Origin of the sequence: Limnochorda pilosa (genome assembly GCF_001544015.1) — a bacterium.
GTDB lineage: Bacteria > Bacillota > Limnochordia > Limnochordales > Limnochordaceae > Limnochorda > Limnochorda pilosa.
Genome location: NZ_AP014924.1, coordinates 2,909,199 through 2,933,223, shown reverse-complemented (window position 1 = coordinate 2,933,223; position 24,025 = coordinate 2,909,199). Strand labels below are relative to the sequence as shown.

At 66.0% G+C, this 24,025-nt stretch carries 24 protein-coding genes and 1 tRNA gene; 18 read left to right on the top strand and 7 right to left on the bottom strand.

Translation table 11 applies throughout. The features are described from left to right. Nucleotides 1–203 precede the first annotated feature (203 nt). From LIP_RS13025 to LIP_RS12980, 10 genes are all read left to right on the top strand, one after another. A complete protein-coding gene (locus LIP_RS13025; RefSeq protein ID WP_068139215.1) occupies nt 204–1,904 on the top strand; it encodes an Rne/Rng family ribonuclease in 1,701 nt (566 codons plus the stop codon). Nucleotides 1,905–2,032: 128 nt separating this feature from the next. After that, a complete protein-coding gene (rplU, locus tag LIP_RS13020; protein WP_068139213.1) occupies nt 2,033–2,344 on the top strand; it encodes a 50S ribosomal protein L21 in 312 nt (103 codons plus the stop codon). Between the two features lie 2 nt (nt 2,345–2,346). After that, the gene (locus LIP_RS18630; RefSeq protein WP_144440489.1) at nt 2,347–3,168 is read left to right on the top strand and encodes a ribosomal-processing cysteine protease Prp; all 822 of its coding nucleotides are present in this window, start codon (nt 2,347–2,349) and stop codon (nt 3,166–3,168) included. Further along, on the top strand, nt 3,168–3,440 hold the full coding sequence (gene rpmA / locus LIP_RS13010) for a 50S ribosomal protein L27 (RefSeq protein WP_068139210.1): 273 nt from the start codon (nt 3,168–3,170) through the stop codon (nt 3,438–3,440). Before LIP_RS18630 ends, rpmA begins: the two co-directional genes overlap by 1 nt. 131 nt (nt 3,441–3,571) lie before the next feature. Beyond that, entirely contained in the window at nt 3,572–4,858 is a 1,287-nt protein-coding gene (obgE, locus tag LIP_RS13005) for a GTPase ObgE (RefSeq protein WP_068139208.1), read from the top strand. A 41-nt stretch (nt 4,859–4,899) separates the two neighbouring features. After that, nucleotides 4,900–5,583, top strand: a complete 684-nt coding sequence (gene nadD, locus LIP_RS13000; RefSeq protein WP_082726309.1) for a nicotinate-nucleotide adenylyltransferase — start codon at nt 4,900–4,902, stop codon at nt 5,581–5,583. A 41-nt stretch (nt 5,584–5,624) separates the two neighbouring features. Beyond that, a complete protein-coding gene (yqeK, locus tag LIP_RS12995) occupies nt 5,625–6,152 on the top strand; it encodes a bis(5'-nucleosyl)-tetraphosphatase (symmetrical) YqeK (RefSeq protein ID WP_198409544.1) in 528 nt (175 codons plus the stop codon). Nucleotides 6,153–6,199: 47 nt separating this feature from the next. Continuing rightward, a complete protein-coding gene (locus LIP_RS20095) occupies nt 6,200–7,534 on the top strand; it encodes an LCP family protein (RefSeq protein WP_068139204.1) in 1,335 nt (444 codons plus the stop codon). Further along, nucleotides 7,518–7,895 (top strand): ribosome silencing factor, encoded by a 378-nt coding sequence (gene rsfS / locus LIP_RS12985; protein WP_068139201.1) that lies wholly within the window; start codon nt 7,518–7,520, stop codon nt 7,893–7,895. Before LIP_RS20095 ends, rsfS begins: the two co-directional genes overlap by 17 nt. Before the next feature lie 112 nt (nt 7,896–8,007). Further along, the gene (locus LIP_RS12980; protein WP_158509685.1) at nt 8,008–8,715 is read left to right on the top strand and encodes a class I SAM-dependent methyltransferase; all 708 of its coding nucleotides are present in this window, start codon (nt 8,008–8,010) and stop codon (nt 8,713–8,715) included. Here LIP_RS12980 and LIP_RS12975 read toward each other — a convergent pair. Further along, nucleotides 8,691–10,061: a helix-turn-helix domain-containing protein gene (locus LIP_RS12975; protein WP_068139195.1), complete on the bottom strand. Its 1,371-nt coding sequence runs from the start codon at nt 10,059–10,061 to the stop codon at nt 8,691–8,693. The two genes, LIP_RS12980 and LIP_RS12975, sit on opposite strands and share 25 nt — an antisense overlap. A 482-nt stretch (nt 10,062–10,543) precedes the next feature. On the opposite strand from LIP_RS12975, the gene LIP_RS12970 reads away from it, so the two are divergent. Beyond that, nucleotides 10,544–10,619, top strand: a tRNA-Ala gene (locus LIP_RS12970). Nucleotides 10,620–10,722: 103 nt separating this feature from the next. Here LIP_RS12970 and LIP_RS20090 read toward each other — a convergent pair. Genes LIP_RS20090 through LIP_RS12960 form a run of 3 tightly spaced genes read right to left on the bottom strand, consistent with a single transcriptional unit; the run spans nt 10,723 to nt 11,706 of the window. After that, the gene (locus LIP_RS20090) at nt 10,723–10,950 is read right to left on the bottom strand and encodes a tyrosine-type recombinase/integrase (protein WP_082726651.1); all 228 of its coding nucleotides are present in this window, start codon (nt 10,948–10,950) and stop codon (nt 10,723–10,725) included. 19 nt (nt 10,951–10,969) lie between these two features. Then, nucleotides 10,970–11,335 (bottom strand): site-specific integrase, encoded by a 366-nt coding sequence (locus tag LIP_RS20615; RefSeq protein WP_068139193.1) that lies wholly within the window; start codon nt 11,333–11,335, stop codon nt 10,970–10,972. Continuing rightward, complete coding sequence (locus LIP_RS12960; protein WP_068139189.1) at nt 11,335–11,706, bottom strand: hypothetical protein; 372 nt, start codon at nt 11,704–11,706, stop codon at nt 11,335–11,337. Before LIP_RS12960 ends, LIP_RS20615 begins: the two co-directional genes overlap by 1 nt. Before the next feature lie 294 nt (nt 11,707–12,000). Between LIP_RS12960 and LIP_RS12955 the strand changes: the two genes are divergently transcribed. From LIP_RS12955 to LIP_RS12930, 6 genes are all read left to right on the top strand, one after another. Continuing rightward, nucleotides 12,001–12,744 (top strand): IclR family transcriptional regulator, encoded by a 744-nt coding sequence (locus LIP_RS12955; protein WP_158509684.1) that lies wholly within the window; start codon nt 12,001–12,003, stop codon nt 12,742–12,744. A 135-nt stretch (nt 12,745–12,879) separates the two neighbouring features. Further along, nucleotides 12,880–13,986 (top strand): ABC transporter substrate-binding protein, encoded by a 1,107-nt coding sequence (locus tag LIP_RS12950; protein ID WP_231699429.1) that lies wholly within the window; start codon nt 12,880–12,882, stop codon nt 13,984–13,986. Between the two features lie 114 nt (nt 13,987–14,100). Further along, nucleotides 14,101–15,828: an ABC transporter permease gene (locus LIP_RS12945; RefSeq protein ID WP_068139179.1), complete on the top strand. Its 1,728-nt coding sequence runs from the start codon at nt 14,101–14,103 to the stop codon at nt 15,826–15,828. Further along, entirely contained in the window at nt 15,821–17,008 is a 1,188-nt protein-coding gene (locus tag LIP_RS12940; protein ID WP_068139174.1) for an ABC transporter ATP-binding protein, read from the top strand. The genes LIP_RS12945 and LIP_RS12940 overlap by 8 nt, the downstream gene beginning before the upstream one ends. Before the next feature lie 58 nt (nt 17,009–17,066). Next, nucleotides 17,067–18,305: a CaiB/BaiF CoA transferase family protein gene (locus LIP_RS12935; protein WP_068139171.1), complete on the top strand. Its 1,239-nt coding sequence runs from the start codon at nt 17,067–17,069 to the stop codon at nt 18,303–18,305. Between the two features lie 24 nt (nt 18,306–18,329). After that, nucleotides 18,330–19,289 (top strand): HpcH/HpaI aldolase/citrate lyase family protein, encoded by a 960-nt coding sequence (locus LIP_RS12930; protein WP_082726650.1) that lies wholly within the window; start codon nt 18,330–18,332, stop codon nt 19,287–19,289. An 856-nt stretch (nt 19,290–20,145) separates the two neighbouring features. Here the strand turns inward: LIP_RS12930 and LIP_RS12925 are convergent. Together LIP_RS12925 and LIP_RS12920 are read right to left on the bottom strand one after the other, a co-directional pair. Continuing rightward, nucleotides 20,146–20,481, bottom strand: coding sequence for an IS1634 family transposase (locus tag LIP_RS12925; protein ID WP_144440486.1), 336 nt, complete (start codon nt 20,479–20,481; stop codon nt 20,146–20,148). Then, nucleotides 20,391–20,690, bottom strand: a complete 300-nt coding sequence (locus tag LIP_RS12920) for a hypothetical protein (protein ID WP_144440485.1) — start codon at nt 20,688–20,690, stop codon at nt 20,391–20,393. Before LIP_RS12920 ends, LIP_RS12925 begins: the two co-directional genes overlap by 91 nt. 194 nt (nt 20,691–20,884) lie before the next feature. Between LIP_RS12920 and LIP_RS18010 the strand changes: the two genes are divergently transcribed. Continuing rightward, on the top strand, nt 20,885–22,225 hold the full coding sequence (locus LIP_RS18010) for a carboxypeptidase-like regulatory domain-containing protein (RefSeq protein ID WP_082726307.1): 1,341 nt from the start codon (nt 20,885–20,887) through the stop codon (nt 22,223–22,225). Nucleotides 22,226–22,304: 79 nt separating this feature from the next. Here the strand turns inward: LIP_RS18010 and LIP_RS12910 are convergent, their stop codons facing one another. Continuing rightward, nucleotides 22,305–23,609, bottom strand: coding sequence for an IS256 family transposase (locus LIP_RS12910; RefSeq protein WP_068139159.1), 1,305 nt, complete (start codon nt 23,607–23,609; stop codon nt 22,305–22,307). Nucleotides 23,610–24,025: the final 416 nt, after the last annotated feature.

Below are 24,025 nucleotides of genomic sequence, written 5' to 3'. Positions count from 1 at the left end.
GTTCCATACTACCTCGTGGGGGCGCGAAGCCATCGCCCGGGTGGGGCGCGTGCCCACCTCTCCCGCCGCCGTTCTAGGCGCGGCGGGACGTTCGGTCTTTTCCGGATTCTCCAGCGCCACGGGGCGCTGAAGGTACGTTTGCGCGCCGGGATCCGTCCGGGCGCGCCTTTGCCCGTCGATTGGGGTGATTGGAGTGACACTTCATGCGGAGAGAGATCGTGGTCAACGCCGGCCACGGCGAGACGCGGGCCGCGGTCCTGGAAGACCGCCGGCTTGCAGAGCTTTACATTGAGCGCGACGAGGACGAACGGGTCGTAGGCAACATCTACAAGGGTCGTGTGGAGAACGTTCTGCCTGGGATGCAGGCAGCGTTCGTGAACATCGGGTTGGAACGGAACGCGTTCCTCTATGTCGACGACGCGCTGGCGCACTACCGGAACGGGATGGGGGGAGACGACGAGCCCGCGGAGCGGGTCAAGGCCCGCTCCATCAAGGACGTGCTCCACGAGGGCGAAGAGGTCATCGTCCAGGTCACCAAGGAGCCCATCGGCACCAAGGGGGCCCGGGTGGTCACCAACCTGACCCTTCCCGGCCGCTACCTGGTGCTCATGCCCACGGTGGAGTACGTGGGCGTCTCGAGGCGCATCGACGACGAGGAGGAGCGGACCCGGCTCAAGGCACTGGCGAAGCGCCTGCGCCCCAAGGGCATGGGCCTCATCGTCCGCACCATCGCCGGCGGCAAGGACGAGGAGGACTTGGTGCGAGACGGCCAGTTCCTCCTGAAGGTGTGGGACCGGGTGCGCCGGAAGGCGGGGGAGGAGAAGGCGCCCGCCCTCCTCTACAAGGACTACGACCTGGTCTACCGGCTGGTGCGCGACGCCTTCACGCCCGAGGTGACCAAGTTCGTCGTCGATTCGGAGGAGGAGTACCAGAAGACTCTGGAGCTCCTGGAGACCCTCTCGCCGAACCTGAAGGACCGGGTGTACCGCTACCACGAGGGTCCGCCCATCTTCGAGTCGTACCAGATCGAGCCGGAGATCGAGAAGGCGCTGGACCGGAAGGTCTGGCTCCAGAGCGGCGGCTACATCGTCATCGACCAGACCGAGGCCCTGGTGAGCATCGACGTCAACACGGGCCGCTTCATCGGCACGACCAACCTGGCCGATACGGTGCTGCGGACCAACCTGGAGGCGGCCAGCGAAATCGCCCGCCAGCTTCGCCTGCGCAACTTCGGCGGCATCATCGTGGTCGACTTCATCGACATGGACTCCCGCGAGCACGAACAGATGGTGCTGCGCCGCCTGGAGGAAGAGCTGCGCAAGGACAAGACCAAGACCCACGTGCTCGGCTTCACGCACCTGGGGCTGGTGGAGATCACGCGGAAGAAGACCAAGCAGAACGTGCCCGACATCCTCCAGAAGCCGTGCCCGCACTGCGACGGGAGCGGCCGCGTCCTGTCGGAGGCCACGGTGGCTCACCGGCTCGAGCGGGAGCTGCGCAAGCTGACCCACGCCAGCCCGGCGGGGGCGTTCATGGTGGAGGCCCACCCGTCCGTGGCGGCGCTGCTCATCGGGCCCGGGGGGGCGAACCTCAAGCGGCTCGAGCAGGACTTGAATCGTTCGGTCTACGTCCGGGGCATGGAGCACCGCCACGTGGAGAAGCCGTCGGTGGTCGCGGGCAGCCAGGAAGAGATCGAGCGGCAGGCCATGCCCGTGCGGGAGGGTGAGGTCGTCAGCCTGAAGGTGGAGGAGCCCCATATCTCGAACCCCAAGGATGGCATCGCACGGGTCGAGGGGTACGTGGTGGACATCGAAGGAGCGGGCCGTCGGGTGGGCCAGCAGCTCCAGGTGGAGATCACGCGCGTCTTCCGGACCTACGCGAAGGCGCGGGTCGTGTCAGGATGAGGGCGGCCGGGGTATGGTCCCCGGGCCGCGACGGTCGGCCTGGTGCCTTGCGTTGACACCCGCGGAAGGGCTTTGCTATACTCGCAACGCGGGTGCGCAGGCCGGGCTGCAGGAGGTGAGACGACTCGGTGTACGCTGTGGTTGAGACGGGTGGAAAGCAGTACCGGGTTCAGGAGGGCGACAGCCTCGTGGTGGAGCGCCTCGATGCCCCGGCCGACGGCGAAGTCGCCTTGGAGCGGGTCCTGCTCGTAGCCGACGGGGAGACCTGCAAGGTGGGCACCCCCGTGGTGGACGGCGCGCGCGTGGTGGCACGGGTGGAGAAGCACCTGAGGGGCCCCAAGGTGACGGTCTTCACCTACAAGGCCAAGAAGAACCAGCACCGGAAGCTGGGCCACCGGCAGGAGCTGACCCGACTCCGTATCGAGAAGATTGAGGGCTGAGCATGGTCCGTGTTGAACTCTATCAGGCTGGGCCCGGTGAGCTCACGGGGTTTCGAGCGGTGGGGCACGCCGGCTACGCGCCGGCGGGGGAGGACATCGTTTGCGCAGGGGTCTCGGCGGTTACGCAGGCGTGCGTCCTGGGGCTGAAGGAGCACCTGGCGCTCCCCATCTCCCTGAAAGCGGAGGACGGGCTGCTGGAGTGCAGGCTTCCCAAGGAGATCCCTGAGGAGAAACGGGCTCCCGCGCGGGCGATCCTGGAAACGATGGTCCTCGCCTTGCGGGAGATCGAGAAGGGCCACGGGCGGTACTTCGCGCTGATCTCGCTCGATGCGCCCCGGTCTTCCCACAACCGGAACCGCGGGCGCGAGCGTGCCGATCGGCGGGGCGGGCGACCGCAGGAAGGCCGGAGACAGGCCAGCCAGGCAGTTGCGTCCAGGCCGGACCGCTCGCAGGGGGCGCTCCCCACCGAAGGGCGTCCGGCGCCCGAGGCGGCCGAACGCCGAGCGGACGGCGGGCGGTCCCACAGGGGCGGGCATCGCCGGCGGCGGGAGGAGCGAGGCGAGCGCAACGGGGCACCCGCGGCGGTCGGGCAGGCAGAGGCCAAGCCAGTCGAGGCCGCCCCCGTCGAAGAAGCCCCTGAGGTAGCCCCCCGTCGGACGGAGGAGCGCAAGCCGCCCGTGGAGCGAGAGCCCGACAGCCAGGTCGCCGTGGCTCAGGAGCCGGCGGCGGAGGCGGGCGACAAGCCTTCGATCTTGAACCCCTTCCGGCGGAAGCGACTCCGTTCGTTCAGGCCCGGAAGACTGGGAAGGAGGTGGAGGCCGTGATGTTCGATCTTCAGCGCTTCGCTCACAAGAAGGGCCTCGGCAGCAGCCGGAACGGGCGCGACAGCCAAGCCAAGCGCCTGGGGGTGAAGCGCCACGACGGGCAATTCGTCCATGCGGGCACCATCCTGGTGCGCCAGCGGGGGACCCACTTCCATCCCGGCCCCGGCGTGGGGCGGGGGGGCGACGACACGCTCTTCGCCCGCGAGGACGGATACGTGGCCTACGAGACGCGCGGGGCGCGGAAGGTGGTCGCGATCCGAGCGGCAGAGTGACCGGCCCGGAACCCGCCGATCGGCGAGGATGCCGGCCCCTGCGAACACGTGCTTCGAGAGGAGCCCTGGCCCCAGGTCAGGGCTTCTCTGCACGAAGGGTTGCCCATGGGGCGGAGGCTGGAGGGAACGAGATGTGGGTCGACCACGTTCGCATCCGTGTGAGGGCAGGGGACGGAGGGAACGGCGCGGTCAGCTTCCGGCGTGAGAAGTACGTCCCGGCCGGGGGCCCCGACGGCGGCGACGGCGGGCGCGGCGGCAACGTGGTGCTGGTCGCTGAGGCCGGCGAGCGGACCCTGGTGGACTTCCGCTACCGGAAGGACTTCGTGGCCGAGAACGGTCGCCCGGGGGCCGGAGCCCGGAAGCACGGGAGCGACGGCGCCGACCTGGTCCTGAGGGTCCCTGTGGGCACGGTGGTCCGCGACGTGGCCACGGGCCAGGTGCTGGCCGACCTGGCCGAGCCGGGGGCCCGGGCGGTGGTGGCATGGGCCGGTGCCGGCGGAAAGGGGAACGCCCACTTTGCCACGCCCACCCGGCAGGCGCCGTCCTTCGCCCAAAAGGGGCTGAGGGGCGAGGAGCGGGAGCTCGAACTGGAGCTGAAGCTCCTGGCCGACGTGGCTCTGGTCGGGTACCCGAACGCCGGCAAGTCGAGCCTCATCTCCCGCTGCTCCGCCGCCCGGCCCGAAGTGGCCGCCTATCCCTTCACGACCCTGATTCCCAACCTGGGCGTGGTCTCCCGGGGACCGGGGCGGAGCTTCGTGATGGCGGACATCCCGGGCCTGATCGAGGGCGCGAGCGAGGGCGCCGGGCTGGGCCACCAGTTCCTCCGCCACGTGGAGCGGAGCGGCCTCCTGGTCCAGGTGGTGGACGCCTCCGGCCTCGAGGGGCGGGACCCCGTGGACGACCTGAGGGTGATCCGCAGCGAGCTCGAGGCATACCGGCCGGAGCTCCTGGGCCGGCTCCGGTTGGTGGTGGCCAACAAGATCGACCTGGCCGAGGGCCGCGAGAACCTCGCCCGGCTTTCGGCGGAGGCAGCTGCGGGGGGGTTGGAGGTGCTGCCCCTCTCGGCGGCCACGGGTGAGGGTGTGGACGCCTTCCTGGACCGGGTGGAGGCCCTGCTGGCCACGGCGCCGGCGCCATCCCGGGAGGCGGCGGTGGCCGCGCCACCACCCCCGAAGGGTCGCGCCCGGGCGCCGCTGAAGGAGTTCCGCGTGGAGAAGCAGAATGACGGCTTCACGGTGAGCGGCGAGGCCCTGGAACGGGTGGTGGCCCGGCTCGACCTGGAGAACCCGGAGAGCCTCCGGTACCTCCAGCACCTGCTGGAGCGCTCGGGGGCGCTCCAGGCCCTGCGCGAGGCCGGCGCCCGCGAGGGCGACACCGTCTGGGTGGGGCAAGTGGAGCTCGAGTACGTGGACGACTGAGCGCCGGCCAAGGGGCTGTCCGGGTGGGGCCGCAGGAGGGGATGGCAACGCGCATCGGTATCATGGGCGGCACCTTCGATCCCATTCACTACGGCCACCTGGTGGCGGCCGAGGAGGCCCGCGCCGACTTCCAGCTCCACCGGGTGCTCTTCGTCCCCTCGGGGCAGCCACCCCACAAGACCGATCGGAGCATCACGACCTCGAAGCACAGGTACCTGATGACCGTCCTGGCCACCCTCACCAACCCGGACTTCGCGGTCTCCCGGGTCGACATCGACCGCCCCGGGCCCTCGTACACCATCGACACCATCGAGCTCCTCAGGCGCCAGTACGGGCCCGACGAGGAGTACTTCTTCATCAGCGGCGCCGACGCGATCAAGGAGCTGCTCACCTGGAAGGAGCCGGACCGGCTCCTGGGTCTCTGCGAGTTCATCGCGGCCACGCGGCCGGGGTTCCCCGTGACCCAGCTGCGGGAGACGGTGGATGAGCTGGGTGACCAGTACGGCGCCCGGGTGCACATCCTGACCGTGCCCGCTCTGGCCATCTCCTCCACCGACATCCGCGAGCGGGTGGCAGCCGGCCGGCCCATCCGCTACCTGGTGCCCGAGACCGTCCTTTACTACATCGAGAAGAACGGCCTCTACCGGACCGTCCCTGCGAACGTCGAGACGGAGGCGGAAGAAGCCGTCGCCGAGTCCCTGGTTTCTCGGGGTGACTCCCTCTGAACCCTGCCACCCCCGATCTCCCCGCCTGGGTGGAAGGGCGGTTGCCCAGGGATCTCTACGAGCACTCCCTCGGGGTGGCCGGAACCGCCCGGGTGATGGCCGCCCGCTTCGGGGCCGACAGGGAAGCCGCCCACGTGGCGGGTCTACTGCACGATCTTGCCAAGCCTCTTTCCCCGGAAGCTCTGTTGAAAGAGGCCGAACGCTCTGGTATCGTGGTGGACGAGGTCGAGCGTGCCAACCCCATGCTCCTGCACGGGCCGCTGGCAGCGGAGCTCGTGCGGGAGGAACTGGGCATCGCCGACGAGCAGGTGCTTGATGCGATCCGCTACCACACCACGGGGCGCGCCCGGATGGGCCTGCTGGAGATGATCGTCTACACGGCGGACCTGATCGAGCCGGGCCGGAGCTACCCGGGTGTGGAGGCGTTACGTAAGCTGGCTGGGGAGGATCTGGCGGCCGCGTGCCGCGCCGGCCTGGAGCAGACCCTGCGGTACTGCCTGGACCGGGGCTGGCTCATCCACCCGCGCAGCCTCGAGGCACGGAACGCCCTGATGCTCGGGGGAGGGTGATCCAGGGGGGTCCAGGTGATGGAGATGACGAGGGGAAGGGTTCGTCCGTGGCGGCAGGACCGGACCTGGTAGCCCAGCTCCGCCGCGAGCTGGAGCAGAGGCGCCTGGAAAGGGCGCAGAGCAGGCGCCGCCGCCTGGTTCTGGCGGGAGCGGCGGCCGTCGTTCTTCTGGTGGTGGGGCTGGCCTACGTGCTCCTTCTGCACCTGCCGCCCTCCACGTCACACCGGGCGGAGGCGCCCATGCCGGCGGGGGCCGAGGACCGGGTCTTCGTCCTGATCATGGGTTTGGACTCCCGGGTGAACCAGGTGGAGCGGACCGACACCATGCTGGTGGCCAGCCTGAACCCCAAGACGGGGGAGGCTGGGGTCCTCTCGCTCCCCCGCGACACCCGGGTGCAGGTTCCGGGCACCCAAGGCTATCGCAAGCTGAATGCGGCGTACGCCATGGGGGGGGCCAGGCTCGCGGCGGAGACCGTCTCCCAGCTGCTGGGCGTACCCGTGGACTACTACGTGCTCCTGGACTTCGAGAGTTTCGCCCGCCTCGTGGATACGCTGGGCGGCGTGCAGCTGGTGGTGGAGCGGCCGATGCGCTACGAGGACCAGGCCCAGGGCCTCTATATCGACCTTCCCGCCGGCGACCAGCATCTGGATGGCGACCAGGCCCTCGAGTACGTCCGCTTCCGGGCCGACAACCTGGGCGACGTGGCCCTGGTGGATCCCTCCCGGGGCGAGTACGGGGGCCGGGTGGAACGCCAGCTCAAGTTCGTCCAGGCCCTGGCGCGGGAGGTGCTCCAGCCCGAGACGGTCCTGCAGCTCCCCAGGCTGGTGGCGGAATACCGGCGCTCGGTCACCACGGACCTGCCCACCTACGAGCTGACACGGCTGGCGCGGGCCCTCGCCCGGGTCCAGCCCGAAGACGTTCGCACCGGCCTGGTCCCAGGCACGGCCAGCATGCAGAACGGCGTGGGCTACTGGGTTCCGGACCCCCTCTGGCTCAGAAGCACCGTGGCCGAGGTGTTGCTGGGTCAGGAGCGGCCGGCAGTCCAGGTGGTGAACGGCAAGGGCACGCCGGGCCTGGCGGGGCGGGTTTCCCTGGAGCTGAAGCGCCGGGGGTTCCCGGTGCTGCAGGTGAGCAACGCCCAGCGCTTTGGCGTGGGACGTACCCGCATCGAGGCGCCGCCGGGGTGGGGCGAGCAGGCGCAGGCTCTGGCCCAAGAGCTTCCTGTGAAGCCCGAGCTGGTCCCCCTCCGGGGCGACGGCGGTTCGCTGCGGCTGGTGCTCGGCACGGACTTCCCCGACGGTTGGGCGATCAACCCGGCGGATCTGGACCACGGCCGGATCCCGTGGGAGACGGCGCAGGAGGTGGTTGCACCTGAGCGGTGAGGAGATCGCGCTCCTGGCGGCCCGGGCGGCAGAGGAGAAGAAGGCCATCGACGTGCTGATCCTGGATGTTCGCGAGCAGACGGTGCTCACGGACTACTTCGTCGTCGCGAGCGCCGAGACGCCCCCGCACGTGCGGGCCATCGTGGAGGCCATCGACGAGCGGGTGGCCGCGAACGGCGGCCATGCCCGGCGGCGCGAGGGACGCCAGGAGGCGCGCTGGGTGCTCCTCGACTACGACTCGGTCATGGTCCACGTCATGGACGAGGAGGTCCGTGACTACTACGATCTCGAGCGGCTCTGGAAGGATGCCCCCAGAATCGGCCTCTCCCGCATGGAGGAGCGGGTCCGGATCGGCCCATGATCCCGTGACGGGTCCCGTGGGCCCCTCCGTCGCGTCCCCTCCGGGGCCCGCAGGAACCCCCGATCCTGGGTTCCGGAAGCGGGCCCTGGAACGGTGGGACCGGGTCCTTCTGGTGCACGAGGTCCTGAGCCTCCTGGCCAAAGCCCAGGATGGGCCAGAACCCGCGCACCTGCTGGAGCTGGGGTGCCGCACCGGGCTGGTCAGCCGTTTCCTGGCCCGGCGCTGCCCGGCGGCCCTCATCGCCGTTGACGTGAGCGAGGAACGGCTGGCGCTGGCCTCAGCCCGGGCGCCCGGGGTCCTTTGGCTCCGGCGGGATCCCCGGTACCTCTCGGCGCCCCTTCCCGGCGCCCCCTTCGATCTCATCGTGGTTCACCCGTGGACCACCGGTGCCGTACGGCCGGACCGCATGGAACGGTGGCTTCGGGATCTGGCCGCGCTCCTGCAAGGCCCAGGTGCCGGGCGGCGCGCCGCAGCGCCGGCAGGGCGCGCCGGGGGGAGGCTCTTTCTCACCCTCTACCGGCACAGCCAGCTGGCCCAGCGATGGGGCCACCGGACGGGCGGCAGAGACTCGGCGGACTGGGCGTGGGCATGGGAGGCTCGATACGATGGCGCGGGACACCATCAGGAGCTTCACCTCATGGCCTTCGTTCCCACGCACGTCCCGACGCGCTTCGCCCGCATGGACGACGTGGTCGGCCTGCACCACCACCCCGATGAGGCTCTCCTGGCCGCCTCCCGGGCGGCCGGCCTGGAGGGCGGCGAGCATCCCGTGGCCCGCACCGGCTCCTTGCTCCTCTACCGGTTGCGCCGGACCCCCTGACCGCTTCCCGCTCGTCTCCCCCTGGTGTCGAGGAACAGGCTCCAGAACGGGCGTGGGCTTCCGCCGGAGGCGGTGCTCCACGCCGCTCCCTCGTAGACCTGGTGGATGAGGCGGCCGAGCTCGGCGGCCCATCTCCACCGGTTCAGCCGCTCGCAGAAGCGGGCGGCGCTCTGGAAGAACGCGTGGCGTTCCCAGGGGGAGGCCAGCGCCCAGCCCAGGCCTGCGATCTCCTGCCGGCTGGGCGGCCAGTCGCGCAGCCCGACCGCGGCCGCGAGGCAGATCTGTGCAGCCCGCTCTCGAGAGGACGCGGGCTGCTCCAAGGCGCGGTGCAGGTGACTCCGGGCGGTCTGGAGGTCGCCCTGGGCCCACGCAAGCCGCGCCAGCTCCGACAAGGCATGGGCCTCTCTTCCGCCGGGGCTCGCCGCGAGCAAGGACTGGGCCCTTTCGATCCTCGCCGCGGCCATCTGCACCCCGCTCTCGCCGCCGTCCAACAGGCCGATGCCGACCGCGAGCTCGGCCACCCCCAGGCACTCGTGGTGGTCGGATCTCTGGAAGAGGTCCAGGGCGTGCTCGGCGAGGGGGCGCAGCATGTCCCTCCGCCTGTCTTCGTGGGCGGCGTAGGCTCGCTCGAGCAGAGCGTGTCCTTCGCCGGCAAGGTCTCCGGCGGCCCGGTAAAGGCGGCAGGCTTTCGTCGCCGCCTCCTGGGCCCGCCGGTAATACCCCATGCGCCGCAGGGCCCTGGCCTCCGAGTGGAAGACGACCGCGTGGAAGCGTTGCTCGCGGGCCTCTGCCGCGTTTCCCCACGTCTCCCGGGCCTCCTTGAAGAGGAGGAGCGCGTCCGGGCTGGGGGCCGTTTCGGTGACCATGAGCCCCAGCTCCCACAGGGTGCGGCCGGCCTCCTGGTACCTGCCGGTCCGGCGGTGGAGATCGACTGCGGCTGTGAGCAGATCGAGGGCCCGGTCGACCTCACCGGCCAGGTAGCGGCTCCACCCCTGAGCGCGGTCGGCGAAGCCCGCCCATGGCGGGGAGGAGGGATCGCTCGCGCGCCCCATGGCCTGCAGAACAGCATACGCCCCCTCGCGCTCTCCCTTCATCGCCAGGTAGATGCCGGCATGAAGCCAGTCGGGGCGCGGTGCGAAGCTCGCGCAAAAGGCCTCAGCCAGCGCCCGCCGCTCGGGAAGCCGTTCGAGGAAGTGCCGCAGGAGGAGACCCGACGGCCGTCCATACCCCTGCTCGATCGCCGAGACGTGGGCCCGGGTGCAGCGGCCGGCTGCCAGCTCGATCTGAGAGAGGTGGTGCCGCTCGCGCACGTCGCGCAAGAGGTCAGCGAAAGGATTGCCAGCCATCGATGTGCCCCCGAGATCATCGTGCCAGCGTCGCGCACGTGCCGCCCACGGCGTTCGAATCCGAGCCGGGCCCGGCGGAAGCGGCGTACCTGCGGGGACAGGTCCCCAGCCGGCCCCCCGGAGGCCGCCGCCGGCGACGAAAAGGCTTGCGTTACAAGAAAAAGATACCATATTCTACCACCGCGCGCAAGCTTCCACGCGTTCACGCGGCGTCTCGCTTCGAAGGGCTGTCAACTGGAACCGTCCAAGTGCGTCAGTCCGACTGCTCCGCTTGACGTCGCGACCGGTCCGGGTCCGGTACAATCCTAGCAAACCTGAGGAGGAAGGTTGGGGCGGGGGGCGCCTGGCGCCCCCCGCGGGGTTTGGGGCGTCGCGCACAGGGGCCGGGGCCTGGCGGGAACGACCTGAACCGCACCTTGACGCGCCTTCCCCCGTGCCCTATAATCGGGGGTGCGGCCGGAGGGCCGCGCAGCGCTCAACGTGGGGCCGTAGCTCAGCTGGGAGAGCGCGTGAATGGCATTCACGAGGTCGGCGGTTCGATCCCGCTCGGCTCCACCAAGAGAAAGCCCCGCCAGGAGCGAGTTTCTGGCGGGGCTTGCTGTTGGCATGCGGCCTCACTGTGAGGCGAGGATAGCTTATGGGATAGCTTATCGGGCTACGGTCACTCTGGGATGGAGATCAGCTCGTCCACCATCTCAGCAGCCCGCTTGTCCTGCCCCTTGAACAGGTGGCCGTAGGTCTGGAGGGTGATCCTGATGTCCTCATGCCCCAGACGGCGCTGGACGACCTTGGCGTCCGCTCCGGCGAAAATGAGGAGCGAGGCATGCGTGTGACGGAACGTGTGAAGGGTTACCCCGGCGAGGAATTCTCCTCGACCTCTGAGGCCGATGCCGCCTGCCTAGTACGGATCAGCTCCTCGGCATAGCTATCCGCGCTCGCTTGATGACCCGCCTGAGGTCCCGTCGTTGGCTGTTGGTCCTCCGCAAGAAGCCCCCATAAAGGTTGGTGAAGACCAGATCGTCTTGGTTACTCCATTGGGATCCTACGCGGAGACGTTCCTCCATCTGTCGTATCCGTTGACGCTTGAGCGCCTGGACCGCGCTCTTGGACAGGGAGAGGGTTCTGAGGGCAGGGTCCGTCTTAAGCGCTCCCAGGTACAGCTCCCCTCCGGTTTCGTGGAGCGCCTGCCGGAAATCTAGCTTGGTGTTCTTAAGATCGACATGCTCCCAGGCGAGCCCCGTGGCCTCGCCGGGCCTAAGACCCGTCTGCAGCATCAGGACGAAGAGGTTTTCCAGGCGCTCGCCCTTGGCAGCCCGGAGGAAAGCCTCTCAATCTCATCCCGCTCCATGAACTCAGCTTCCTTGGGTTTGTACGTCCGTCTGTCGGCCTTCCTGGCTGCATTCTTGGCGAGGATGTCTTTGTCTGCGGCGTCGTCGAGGGCGCTCCTCAGAAGCCATACGATGTAGGCCCGCGTGCGGGGGCTCATCTCGCCCGTCTCCACCTTCTCATCGAGCAGGGCATAGAACGTGTTCACGTGACGGTAGGTCAGCTCGGTGAGCTTCACGTTGCCAAGTACCGGCGCAATGTGGACTCTGTAGATGTCAACCCGAAAGTAGCCCACCGTGATGGCGGAAAAGGGTACCACCCCACCAGCACGGGTTCCATGGGGGGAGGGGGCGGTCCTGCGTAGCAGGACCGGGCCGGCGCCCCCCGGTCTCAGCCGGCGGCTGGTACCACATCCTGGCACCAGGACAACTTATCCAAGTTGACGCGTTCTATCAGCAGGAAATAGACTTGCAATGAAGTATAAGAGGATTGAGGACGTGAGAATATGTCTCGTTCTATGAAACAACACGGACCTGTCGGCATGCAGGCTGGCTCGTCCCTGAGCCCTGAGATCACGAAAGGCCTGTCCGGGCTCTCCTCGGGGGTGCGAGCGGTGGAGCGCGCCCTTGAATTGCTGGTGCACCTCGCCCAGGCCCGAGGGGGCCTGGCCGTCACCGAAGCGCACCAGGTGACCGGGCTCCACAAGGCCACCGCTCATCGACTCCTGACCACGCTCGAACGGTGCGGGTTTGCTGTCCAGGACCCCGCAACGCGTCGTTACCGCCCGGGATACCGGGTCCTCGAGCTGGCCGCGGGCTTCCTGCGCGATTCGGAGTTGGTGGAGGTAGCTCTGCCTGAGATGCGCTACGTCCGCGACAAGACGCGAGAAACCGTGACCCTTTACGTGCGAGAGGGAGCGGATCGGATCTGCATCCAACGGGTGGAGAGCCCGCAGTCCGTGCGTCAGGTGGTTTCCATCGGAGAACGGTACCCGCTCACGCGGGGCGCCGCGGGCAAGGTGCTCCTGGCCTTCACGGCGGATGAGGAGCGGCAGCGCGTCCTGCAGGAATACATGGCTCGACGCACCCAGCAAGCGCCCGTTCACGGTTGGGAAGCGTTCATCGGTGAGCTGGATGAGGTCCGGCACCTGAGCTGGGCCATCAGCCACGGTGAACGAGATCCTCAGGTGACGGCGATCGCGGCCCCTATCCTATCCGCAGACGGAGAAGCGCTCGCGGCGCTATCCGTATCGGGGCCTGCCACCCGCCTGGCTGTCGCGGATACCGCGGCGATCGCCCGGGAAGTGGTGGAGGTGAGCAACCACATCGCGAGACGGCTGGCGATGATCAACCCCTAGGCTGTCCTGCTTGGGACGTGCAGGCTCTTGCTTTCTGGGATAGACATCCCGGAGGCAGGTGAGCCTTTCGGGACAAGAGGTGCGAGCACGACTGTCAAACACTCCAGGTCAGGAGGTGCAAATGAGGTGCGCAGGATGAGTACAGGGCAACGTGTGAGGATAGCGCTGGCAGCGATCGGGTTGGTCGGCCTGGTGCTTTCGTTTTCAACTGCCGCCCAACCGGCGGATTACCCGGCGCACTACCAACAGATCATCGATGCCTCCAGGCAGGAACGGAGCCTGCTGGTATACTCGAACATGGCGGCCTACAACTGGCAGCCTGTGATCGAAGCCTTTAACCGTCACTATCCCTGGATCACCGTTCAAACACTGGACCTTGGCAGCGGAGAGGTGTTCGAGAGATATTACAGCGAAGTGGGCAGCGGGGCTCGCACGGCCGATCTCATGATATCCGGCTCTCCTGAGCAGTGGATCGAGTTCGTGAGCAATCGGCGTGAGGCCGTGGAGTACGTCTCGCCGGAACTCGCTAACTACCCGCAGGAGTTGGCCAGTCCGCTCCCGGGCCTCTACACAGTTTCCCTCGATCCCATGGTCCTCGCGTACAACAAGCTGCTTCTTGCCGAGAACCTGCGTCCCACGGGCCTGCAACATCTCGCCGACCTCGGCGAGCAAGAGCCGGGAGTCTTTCGCGGGAAGATCACGACCTACGACGTTACAGAGGCCTTTGGGTACGCGATCAACTGGGCCTTTGTCCGCGACCGGGGTGGTGAGGAGGCGTGGGCGATCCTTAGCCGTCTCCTACCCAACGTACGGCCTGAGCGCTCGGCTGGCCCGATGCTCGAGAAGATCACCATAGGAGAGTACGTGGCGGGCTATTTCATCTCCGGTATCGTGCTGTTCCCGCGTCTCGAACGGTCCGGGCAGATCCTTGGGTGGACGTACATGGACGAAGGAACGCCCTTCTTCATGCGCGGGATGGCCATCCCGAAGCACTCCACCAACGTCAATTCCGCCAAGCTAATGCTCGACTTCATCCTTTCCAAGGAGGGACAAGAGGCCTTCGGACGGGGCGGGCTCACACCCTATCGGGCTGACGTGGACGCGGGCGAGTTCAACACCTACCGTTCCATCCTGGAGCGCATCGGAGGCGAATCTAAAGCCATCATCGTCGGCTACGATGAGGAATCGCTCCGCCAACTCGACGACTTCCAGGCCAGATGGGAATCACTGCTCGGGCGCTAACCGGAGCGTTGCGCTAAGGGTGCGGCGCGGGAGTGTCCGCGTCGCACCCGCGACACAGATTGCGCTCGGCGTGAGAATCGCAGAGCACCCATGAGGGAGGCATTCTGAGAGCCAATGGGTACCAGAGAACCGACGCTCTCCTTACCGCGGACATCGACGTTCTTGGGCGTCAACCGGGAAGGCTGGATCCAGTGGGCGATTACGCTGGTCACGGCGGCGTTGGTAATCTCCACACTTCTGCCGATCGTCTACCAGTCCCTGCGCGACCGGGCACTATACGATCCGGGCGGGGTTCTCACCCTAGCGAACTTCGCGGAGTTACTCGCCGACACGCGGTTCCAGCGCGTCATCGTGAGTTCACTGGAGTTCGCTGCCCTGACGACCCTGATCTCCGTGGCCTTGGGTACCTTGATGGCCATCGCGGTGGGCCGGACAGATGTTCCGGGCCGGCACGTTTTCAACGATGTCCTCCTCTGGCCGATGTACCTGTCCCCGATGGTGGTCGCCTTCGGCTGGGTCTTGATGTACGGTCCCGCAGGCTACGTGACCACGTGGGCTCGACAGGCGCTGGGCCTTTCGTGGAACCTCTATACGATCCCTGGCATGGCCCTCGCTGCCGCGGTCAGTGAGACGCCCCTTGCGTACCTCTACTGCCTCAATACCATCATGGTCTCCGATCCGTCCCTCGAGGACGCAGCCCGCATCTCGGGGGCACGACCCGTTCGTGTTATTCGCTCAGTCACCCTGCCCCTTATGCGACCGCCGGTTCTGTACAGCGCCGTCCTCATCTTCACCACGTCCTTGGAGTTGCTCAGCATCCCGCTGATCCTGGGTAATCCGGTGGGGATCGACTTCTTCGCAAGCTTCATCTACACCAAAGGACTCCTGGCATCCAGGCCCGACTACGGCCTCATCGGAGCCGCTGCCGTCGTGCTGTTGCTTGCAGTCTTCATTCTCGTCTTTCTGCAAGGGAGGCTGCTCGGCAACACGGCGCGCTTCGTCATGGTTCGGGGCAAGGCCTATCGGGGTCAGATCTTTCGAATTGGATGGCTACGCTGGGTAGCGTTCGCCCTCGTTCTGGGATACATGCTGGTGGGGGCAGTGATCCCTATTGCCGGCTTGCTTGCCCGGGCCTTCACCACGGTTCTCACGCCGCTCGTACCCCCGTGGTCCTTCCTGACCATGGATAACATGCGGCTCGTTTTCTCCTACCCGAGTTACGTCCGGTCCATCTGGAACAGCCTCCTGATCTCGCTGGTAGGGGCCAGTCTCACCACCGGTTTCGTGATCCTGGTTGCTCTTGTCGCCCACCGGTCAAGCTTCCGCCATCGCCGTGTCTTGGAGTTCCTGGCGCTCGCGCCTCGCGCGATACCTGGCATCATCATCGGCATCGGTTTTTTCTGGGCGATGGTTCTGCTCCCTCCCTTCGGGTATCTTAGGAACACCATCTTGGCGCTCGTCATCTCCTTCGGCGTCCGGTACATCCCGAGCGCCTACGGTGCTATCTCACCCATGTTGATGCGGATCGGCCCCGAATTGGATCAGGCGGCGCGAGTGATGGGGGCGGACTGGTGGACCGCCGCGCGCCGCATCGTCGTTCCACTTCTCCGTGGAGCGACGTTCTCGTCGTTCGTCCTGCTTTTCGTGAGTTTCATGAAGGAATACGCCTCAGCCGCTTTCTTGGTGGCTCCAGGAAGCGAGATCATGGGGCTCACAATGCTGCAGCTCTGGCTGCAGGGCGATGTCGGACCTGTCGCGGCGCTGTCCACGGTACAGGTCGCCATTATCACGGCGGTGGTATACGTCGGCCGAAGAGTCCTGGGGGTGCGCGTCTATGCCTGAACTGACGGTTGAAGGCCTCTCCAAAAACTACGGGAATGTAGCGGCGCTCGACCACGTCAGTTTCCGAGTGAAGGACGGTGAGTTCTTCACGCTGCTGGGGCCAAGCGGTTGCGGTAAATCCACGACCCTCGCGTCGATCGCGGGCCTCGAGGTCCCCGACGATGGCCGCATCCTCGTAGGCGACCGAGTGCTCTTCGACAGCAACACGGGCCGCTACCTCTATCCTGAGGAGAGGGACGTCGGGCTGGTCTTCCAGTCGTATGCACTCTGGCCTCACATGACCGTACGAGAGAACCTCGCGTTTCCGTTGAAGCTCCGCCGTGTTCCCAAACCCGACCAGGACGGCCGGATCAGGGAAACTCTGCGGCTCGTGGAGCTCGAGGGGTACGAGGGGCGATACCCGCATCAGCTTTCCGGTGGCCAGCAGCAGCGCGTTGCACTAGCGAGAGCGCTCGTCTACTCGCCGAGCATCCTCCTCCTCGACGAGCCACTATCGAACCTGGACGCGAAGCTACGGGAGCGGGCGCGCGTCTGGCTCAGCCGGCTGAGGCGAGAGCTCGGCATCACCACGGTCTACGTCACGCACGATCAGGTGGAGGCTCTTGCGCTAAGTGACCGCATCGCTGTCATGGATTCAGGCCACATCAGGCAGGTTGGAACACCCTTCGAAGTATACGAGCAGCCTGTGGACCCCTTTGTGGCCGACTTCATCGGTACCACCAACTTCCTTGAGGGCCAGATCGTGTCGACGGGAGAGGACGGTGTGCTTGTCGCGCTCGATGGCGACGGGACGCCGCTACGAGTGAGAGCAGCCTCCGCGTACCGCGAGGGCGTTCGGGTTACCTTGGCCGTTCGTCCAGAACGTATCGAACTCGAGCCAGGGTTTGACCGCGTCCTCTCAGGGGGCAACGGACGGAACGCGTCCAAGGGCGCCGCATCAGTGCATTCGAGAAACACCGCCCCTGGGAGGGTCGTGGCGCGTACCTACCTCGGGGCGCGTTATCAATACCATGTGGAAGTCGGTTCGTCCGTGCTCCGGGTCGAGACCGGTAGTGCCATCGACGCTGATCGGGTCGGGGTCCGTTTCCCCGAGGAGAGTTGCGCCATCTTCCCCAGCTCGCACCCTCTGGGTAGGCCGCTGAGACAGCCGATGCCCGAGGGGGCGGTAGGTGAGCTATGACATTTTGAGGTTTGAGTTCCCCTGATCCGCAGCTTAGTTGCCGGAGGGAATTGAGACGATGGAGCCCCAAACGATCCCTCATGGAACCTCGACTGCTCAGAAGGCGGGGCCGCTCCACGGGGTGCGCGTGGTCGATACCTCTCGCCTGGTGGCCGGCAACCAGCTCACCGTCCTGCTTGCCGACCTTGGCGCCGACGTCATCAAAGTGGAGCAGCCCGGACGCGGGGATCCCTTGCGAGACTGGAAGGTGAAAGGCGTCAGCCTAAACTGGAAGGTCTACGGGCGCGGCAAGCGGAGCATCACTCTCAACCTCAAAGATCCCAGGGCTCGGGAGATCCTTCTCAAATTGCTGGAGACCGCCTCTATCTTTGTGGAGAACTTCAAGCCGGGAACGCTCGAACAGATGGGACTTGGGCCGGCTACGCTGCTGGGGCGCAATCCACGGCTGGTCATCGTCCGGCTTTCGGGATGGGGCCAGACAGGGCCGTACGCCCCAAAGCCCGGCTTTGGCACGTTGGTTGAGGCCATGTCAGGGTTTGCCGCCATGAACGGTTTCGAGGACCGGGAGCCCTTGCTGCCCCCTCTCTCCCTGGCCGACATGGTAGCAGGGACCTATGGGGCCATGGCCACGCTGGCTGCTTTGCGGCATGTGGAGGTGGAAGGAGGGGGTGGCCAGGTCGTCGATTTGTCTCTCCTGGAACCCCTCCTGTCTATCCTGGGCCCGCTGGCTGCAAGCTTTCAGTTGACAGGCGAGGTGCCGAAACGCGTGGGAAGTCGATCGAACACGACGGCTCCTCGAAACGTCTACCGGACGAAAGATGGACGTTGGATGGCGCTCTCGGCCTCGACTCAGGTCATGACCGAGCGCCTCTTCCGAGCCCTCGACTGTGCCGAACTCATCTCCGATCCGCGCTTTCGGACCAATTCAGACCGGGTGGCCCACGTCGAAGAGCTGGATGCCATCCTGCAGGCCAGGTTTTCGGAGCGAACCCTTGAAGAGAACCTTCGAGAGCTGCAGGCGGCGGGCGTCTCGGTGGCGCCGGTCTACGACATCCGAGACCTGCTCGGCGATGCGCACATTCGGGAGCGGGGCGTCGTCGTGGAGGTCGCGGATCTCGATGGAGGCGAGGACCCAGGATCCGTGCTGATGCATGCTGTAGTCCCGCGGTTCTCCCGTACCCCCGGCTCCATCGCCTGGCCGGGTCCTGACCTGGGTCGACACAACGAGGAGGTTCTGACGGAAGTGGGCCTGCGACCCGACGAGCTGGAGCAGCTCGCAAGCGAGCAGGTGATCTAGCGGAAAAGGGAAGGTGTGGACAAGATGAGCAGCAGGACGTCCGTCCGAGATCTGCCAGTTTGGCGGTCTCTCCTCTACGTGCCGGTAACGGTGGACCGTTTCGTGGAGAAAGCGCACACACGCGGCGCAGACGCCATACAGCTCGACCTCGAGGACAGCGTTTCGCCAAGCGAGAAGGCGGAAGCCAGATCGCGCGTCCCGGACGCCGTGGCCAAGGTGAGCCGAGGAGGGGCTGATGTGGTCATCCGCATCAACCGCCCCTGGCGGCTGGCCGTTGCCGATCTTGAGGCATGCGTCATGCCCGGGGTGAACGCTTTCGCCCTTCCTAAGGTGGAGAGCGCCGACCACGTGCGAATGATCGACGAGGTCGTTTCCGAGCTGGAGCGCGAGCGCGGTCTTGAGGTCGGCTCGATCGCATTCATTACGATGGTAGAGACGGCGAGCGCCTTCTTTCGGATGCAGGAGATTGCCTCGTCCTCTCCACGGGTCGTCGCGCTTACGCTCGGCGCGGAGGACTTTGCTTCATCCACAGGAATGCTCCCTGAACCCGAGGGTCTGCTTTACCCCAAACTGCAGGTGGTCTTCGCGGCCCGCTCCGCACGTGTGATGCCACTCGGTTTCGTCGGAACGGTCGCGGATTACCGGGACCTGGATGCCTTCCGTCAGAGCATCCGTCGCTCGCGGAGACTCGGATTCGTTGGGGCGAGCGCCATTCATCCAAGTCAGGTCTTGGTGCTCAACGAGGAGTTTGGGCCGTCCGAGAGCGAAATCGCTCAAGCGCGGCTGATCGTCTCGGAGTACGAGCGCGCCACCGCGGAGGGTCGGGGTGCCATTTCCGTCGAAGGGCGGATGGTCGATGCTCCCATCTATCACCGGGCGCTCGCGACGCTGACCCGTCACGATGCCATCGTTCGTCGAGAACGGTGGGCTGCAGAACTGCGATCCGCGCCGGTCGCAGACGCGGCTCCCGGTTCGACGGAATGAAGAGCAGTGCGGCTCCGATCGAACCCCAGCTTCGAATGCGCGTAGGTGTGACGACCTCGCCGTATGCGAGGCCGGCTGAAGCTGGCGGGGTGCCCGTCAGGCCGAGCTGCAGGTGCTAATCGGGGGCAGTAGTAACGCTATGCGCTCCTGGACCCCGACAGATTCCCTTCGCCGTGCCCGAGGGCTACGGTCGCATGCACGGCCTCTTCGTGCAGCAGGACGGCGTCGACCTGAACAATAGAGCGATAAAGAAGCGGCCTTGACTGGCCGGCTCAGGCCCTTCTCCTGTCGCGGATCACGTTATTTGGCCACGCCCGTCTCATATTCCTTAGCCTCTGGTTTCAGTTTGTAAACGGAGCCCTGGTAGTGCGGGCCGCCAGGCCCCGGAGTCAGAACGGGATGTACTTGCTTGAGGAAGCCGTCGTCAATCACCTACCGGGTGGCCAGGGACGGGTGCCCAAGAGGCCGAGGAGGCTCAGCGCCTGGCACGAGCTTTCATGCCAGCCGCGAGCTCGTACCCGACGGAGTCGTCGGCAGGTAGACCCTGGGCGCCATCTCTCGGATGCTCCCCGAGAAGCGGCCCCTGGCCACTATCCTGGCCAAGAAGCGGATTCCGGCACCGATCCCGCGTCTCACGGTGGTTGTGGTGGTGGACAAGCTGGATCATACCCTTTCCCTCCACCGGTGCCCAGTGTTACCTCGGATCCAGGTGGGTGCGGTTGAGTTATCCCAAGGCGGAGGAAGCAGACCAGGGCCGGCGAGCGGGGCTGATCGATTCCGGCGCCCGAGAGGCAATCGTCCAGGCCGTGAGCCGTATGGAGACGCCGCCGCAGCAGACCCCGCTGGGGGTTGACATCTACAACATCCCCGCATCCCCGACGAAGATCGCCCGCTCGATCTGGAAGCGCTCCTTGAGCGCCTTCACCTGCGCCTGGATCGTGCTGCGATTGGCCGTGTTCCCCGGCCACACCTCGATAGCCAGCGGCACCCCTTCTTCGTCGCAGACCAGGCCGATCACGATCTGATACCGGCCCCAGCGCTTGTCGCGGGAGTGTCCGTAGGCGCCTTCCTCGGCCTTGGTCCCCTCGAAGTAGGTGCTCGTCACGTCGTAGAGGCAGAGCGACGGAGCTGCCGCCCGGCGCATGCGCAGGCGGCCCTGGATTCCATCGAAGTGCTGGTGCAGGACGTCCATGAGTCGTAGAGCTTGTCCTCATCGAGCCGCGTGGCCGAGAAGGGTCGGGCGATGACCGTGTTGGCCAGCCGCTCCTTGAGGCTCAGCTTGCTGCCCGGATCGACGATTCGCTGGAGGACCATGGCCAGGGTCGACTGGCGCTGCGCGGGGGTGAGGTCCTGCAGCACCTGATCCATGCCGAGCTTCTCCCAGAAGAGCAGGAGGACCATCAGGCCTGCCCCCCGCAGGGAGTCACCGTGGTCGATCTTCACAGTTTGAATGACCAAGGGACTAGAAACAAGGCTCTCAAGGACATAGAAGCATGTCCGATAGCCATACACGGGGGCGGCGTCTTTGCGCCCGTGCCCGGATAACGTCCAGGTCTATCATCAAGACGATCCCCAAAGGACAGGGTTGAAGACTAGTGCGCTATGATCCGCGACGGTCCCACGTACCTCGGCTCTTCATTAGGGTTGCCCTGCTGGGTACAGCGCTATTCGTACTCCTGTCGACATGGAGCCCGAGTGTGCACAGGGTCGCAGCCCAGGGTCAGGATGTGCAGCTTGGCACTCTCCGTGGACGTGTAGTGGACGCGGAAACAGGCGAACCACTTCCGCGAGCACGGCTTCGTCTCACCGCTTGCGGCATGACAGCCGTGGCGGATGATGCGGGGGTGTTCGTCTTCGCCGGCGTCCCCGTTGGGGCAACCACCTTGATCGCGAGCGCACCCGGTTATCGCAACTACACGCAGAACATCCAGATCTTTGGCGGCGACCAGACTCTGGACGTGCTGCTGGAGCCGGCACGTCTTATCCCGCCAGAACGTGTGCTGGAACGCGAGGGCCCAACACGAGGAACAGCCAGCAGCAGGACAGGGTTTCAGCTCATCGGTGGCTACGCTTTGGTCGCCATGGATCAATGGAACGAGTTCATCGACTGGTACAATGACTATGCCAAGATGGTAGCGTCTACGGCGGCCGACGAAGACTACGACACATCGAGAATTCCGGCTGAGAGTATTGATGCCGGCTTTTCGGGAGAAGCGAATCTTACATTGGATGGTCAGCCCTTCTTCGTAGCAATGGGAGTCAGGTATCTCAAGCCCAATGATAGTGAGGCCAGCCTATCAATCTCAACGGATGGCCTAAGAAGGTCGTATACCACAGCACATGAGTACGGATATTGGCAACTGCCGGATGGGACATATACCTACGGGTGGCGAGACACCTATGCCGACGACTTCGTGTCGGGCTCGGAAGACATGAGCATGGGCATCTCCCAGCAGGCATTGGGCCCCGTCGTACAGGCTGGCCTGAGACTCGGCGAAGGTGGTGTTCGAGTCCGGCTATCTTGGGGTATTGGTTACTACTGGCTCTCCGCTTCAACGCAGAATAGCACAGCTTACAGCTGGAGCCACATGGCGGATTACTACTATTGCTACTACGATCATTACGGCAATTACCGCGGCTCCGAGTATGCCTACTGGGATGCATGGGATGACACGTATTCATACTCTGAGGCCTTTGATGGATCCGCCCAGGCCCTCGGATACGAGAGGAGCGTGGGTGTGACCGTCTCCATGGGTACATCCGCATCACTGGACCTGGGTGTCGGCTATCAGATGCTCCGTTTCGAGGACGTGAGCTGGACCGACAGGAAGACCGGCGAGGACCAGACTGACTACATCACTGATGCAGACGGCGATCCTTTCGTCTTCGACTTCTCCGGCTTGCGGGCGCGCGTCGGTCTTGCATTCCTGTTCTAGGGCGCGTCCCAGTCGGTAAGAACGCTAACCGGGACGTGGTCATGTCCCCTAGCTGCTGTAAAATGTGAGGACCTGGTCCTCACGCAGCGTGCGTCGTTTTCTCAACGGATTCCTCGCTCTTTCGCCCAGGCCCCGGATCGGGATCCAGGCCGAGCTCTCGGCGAAGAGCTGCGATCTGCTTGCCCTCGAGCTCGGTGATCCGCACCCGCTGCCAGCGCTTCGTGGCCCTCTGCAGCGTTGCGAAGACCAGCTTGAGGGCGCTGTGCTCGGTCCAGAACCGGGGGAGCACCTTCGTGCGTCGTCGCTCCTCCTCGAAGCTCCGCTCGATCAGGTTCGTCGTTCGCACGTACTTCCGGTGCGCCAGGGGGACCTTGAGGTGGTTGAGGCTCGCCTCCAGATCGTCGGTGAAGCTCCGCACCGCCGAAGGATAGTCCCGCTCGAACCGCTCCACGAAGCGGCGGGCCGCTTCCTTGCCGTCGGCAGGCGTGGGAGCCTCCCGTACCGCAGCCAGGTAGGCCTTCACCTCGGCACGCATCTCCTCCGGGACCTTGTCGAGGACGTTGCGAGCTTTGTGCGCCCAGCAGCGCACCCGGAGGCTCTTGGGCCACATGGCTTCCACGGCCTGGATGAGCCCGGGCGCCCCGTCGGTCGTCACTGTAAGCGGCGTGCCGAGCCCCCGGCCCACCATGTCCCGGAGGAACTCGAGCCAGTTTTCGTAGCTCTCCTTGTTGCCCAACGCCAGGTGGAGCAACACCCGCCGGCCCTCAACGGTGATCCCCCAGGCGCAGAGGATGCCTTCCCGGGTGGTCCCCGTTCGCCTGAGCGGCTCGAAGACCGCGTCCAGGAAGAGGTAGACCACATCGAGCTCCGCCAAGCTGCGACTTCGGAAGGTCTCGTACTCCTCCCAGAGCGCCTCGGTGATCCTGCTCACCTCCGTCCGGGTGAGCAGGCGTCCGCCGTCCTCACCGGTGAAGGCCTCCTCGATGTCTCGGGTGGAGAGCCCCCGGGCGTACATCTCGGCCGTCAGCCGCTCCAGCTCGTCGGTTCGCCCTGCCAGCATCCCCAGCAGCTGCGAGACAAAGGGCTCCTGCGTCTCTCTCACCTGCGGCACGGCCACCGGAATCTCACCCTCCGCCGTCGCGAAGCCCTTGGTGCGATACCCGTTCCGGTGCCCCCGGAGCGGCTCCCCGGCAGCTCGGCGCTGGTAGTGCTCTCGCCCGAGAAACCGGCCGACCTCCTCTTCCAGCGCCTCCTGGATCAGCCTCCTCATGCCGAGCCGAGCGATCTCGCCCAGGAGCGAACCGCCGTCCCCTTCGGGCAACCCGTGCTCCAGAAGCTCCTGGATCTGCTGGCCAAGCTGACGAGACGGTGGTATCCTCTTCATAGGGACTTGGGTCTCCTTTCCTGGCTTGCTACCGCTGCTACCAGGATAACCCAGGTCCCTCACTTTTTACAGCACGCTGGAGACGTCACCCGGGACGTGGAGGAGATCTACGACTACACCGGCGTGGGGACACCCGTCATCGTCCTGGAGTGACCCGGCTCGACGGGTCTCCGGCAACCCCAGCCTCAACCGGTGGCCGGAAGCGAATCATTTCCTGGGAAATGACAAGTCCTAGGCGCGCGCCCACGCCGAAGCCAGGGATATGCTTTTCTTCCCCGATCAAGGTCCGCGCGCCCATGGCGCCACCGGCCTACCCGAAGACGTCAGGAGTCGTTAAAATGCCTGAAAGGACTCGTGCGCAGGAGCGACATCGCCTCCTGCCCTACCATCGTCCGGAACGCACTGCTCCAGCGGGG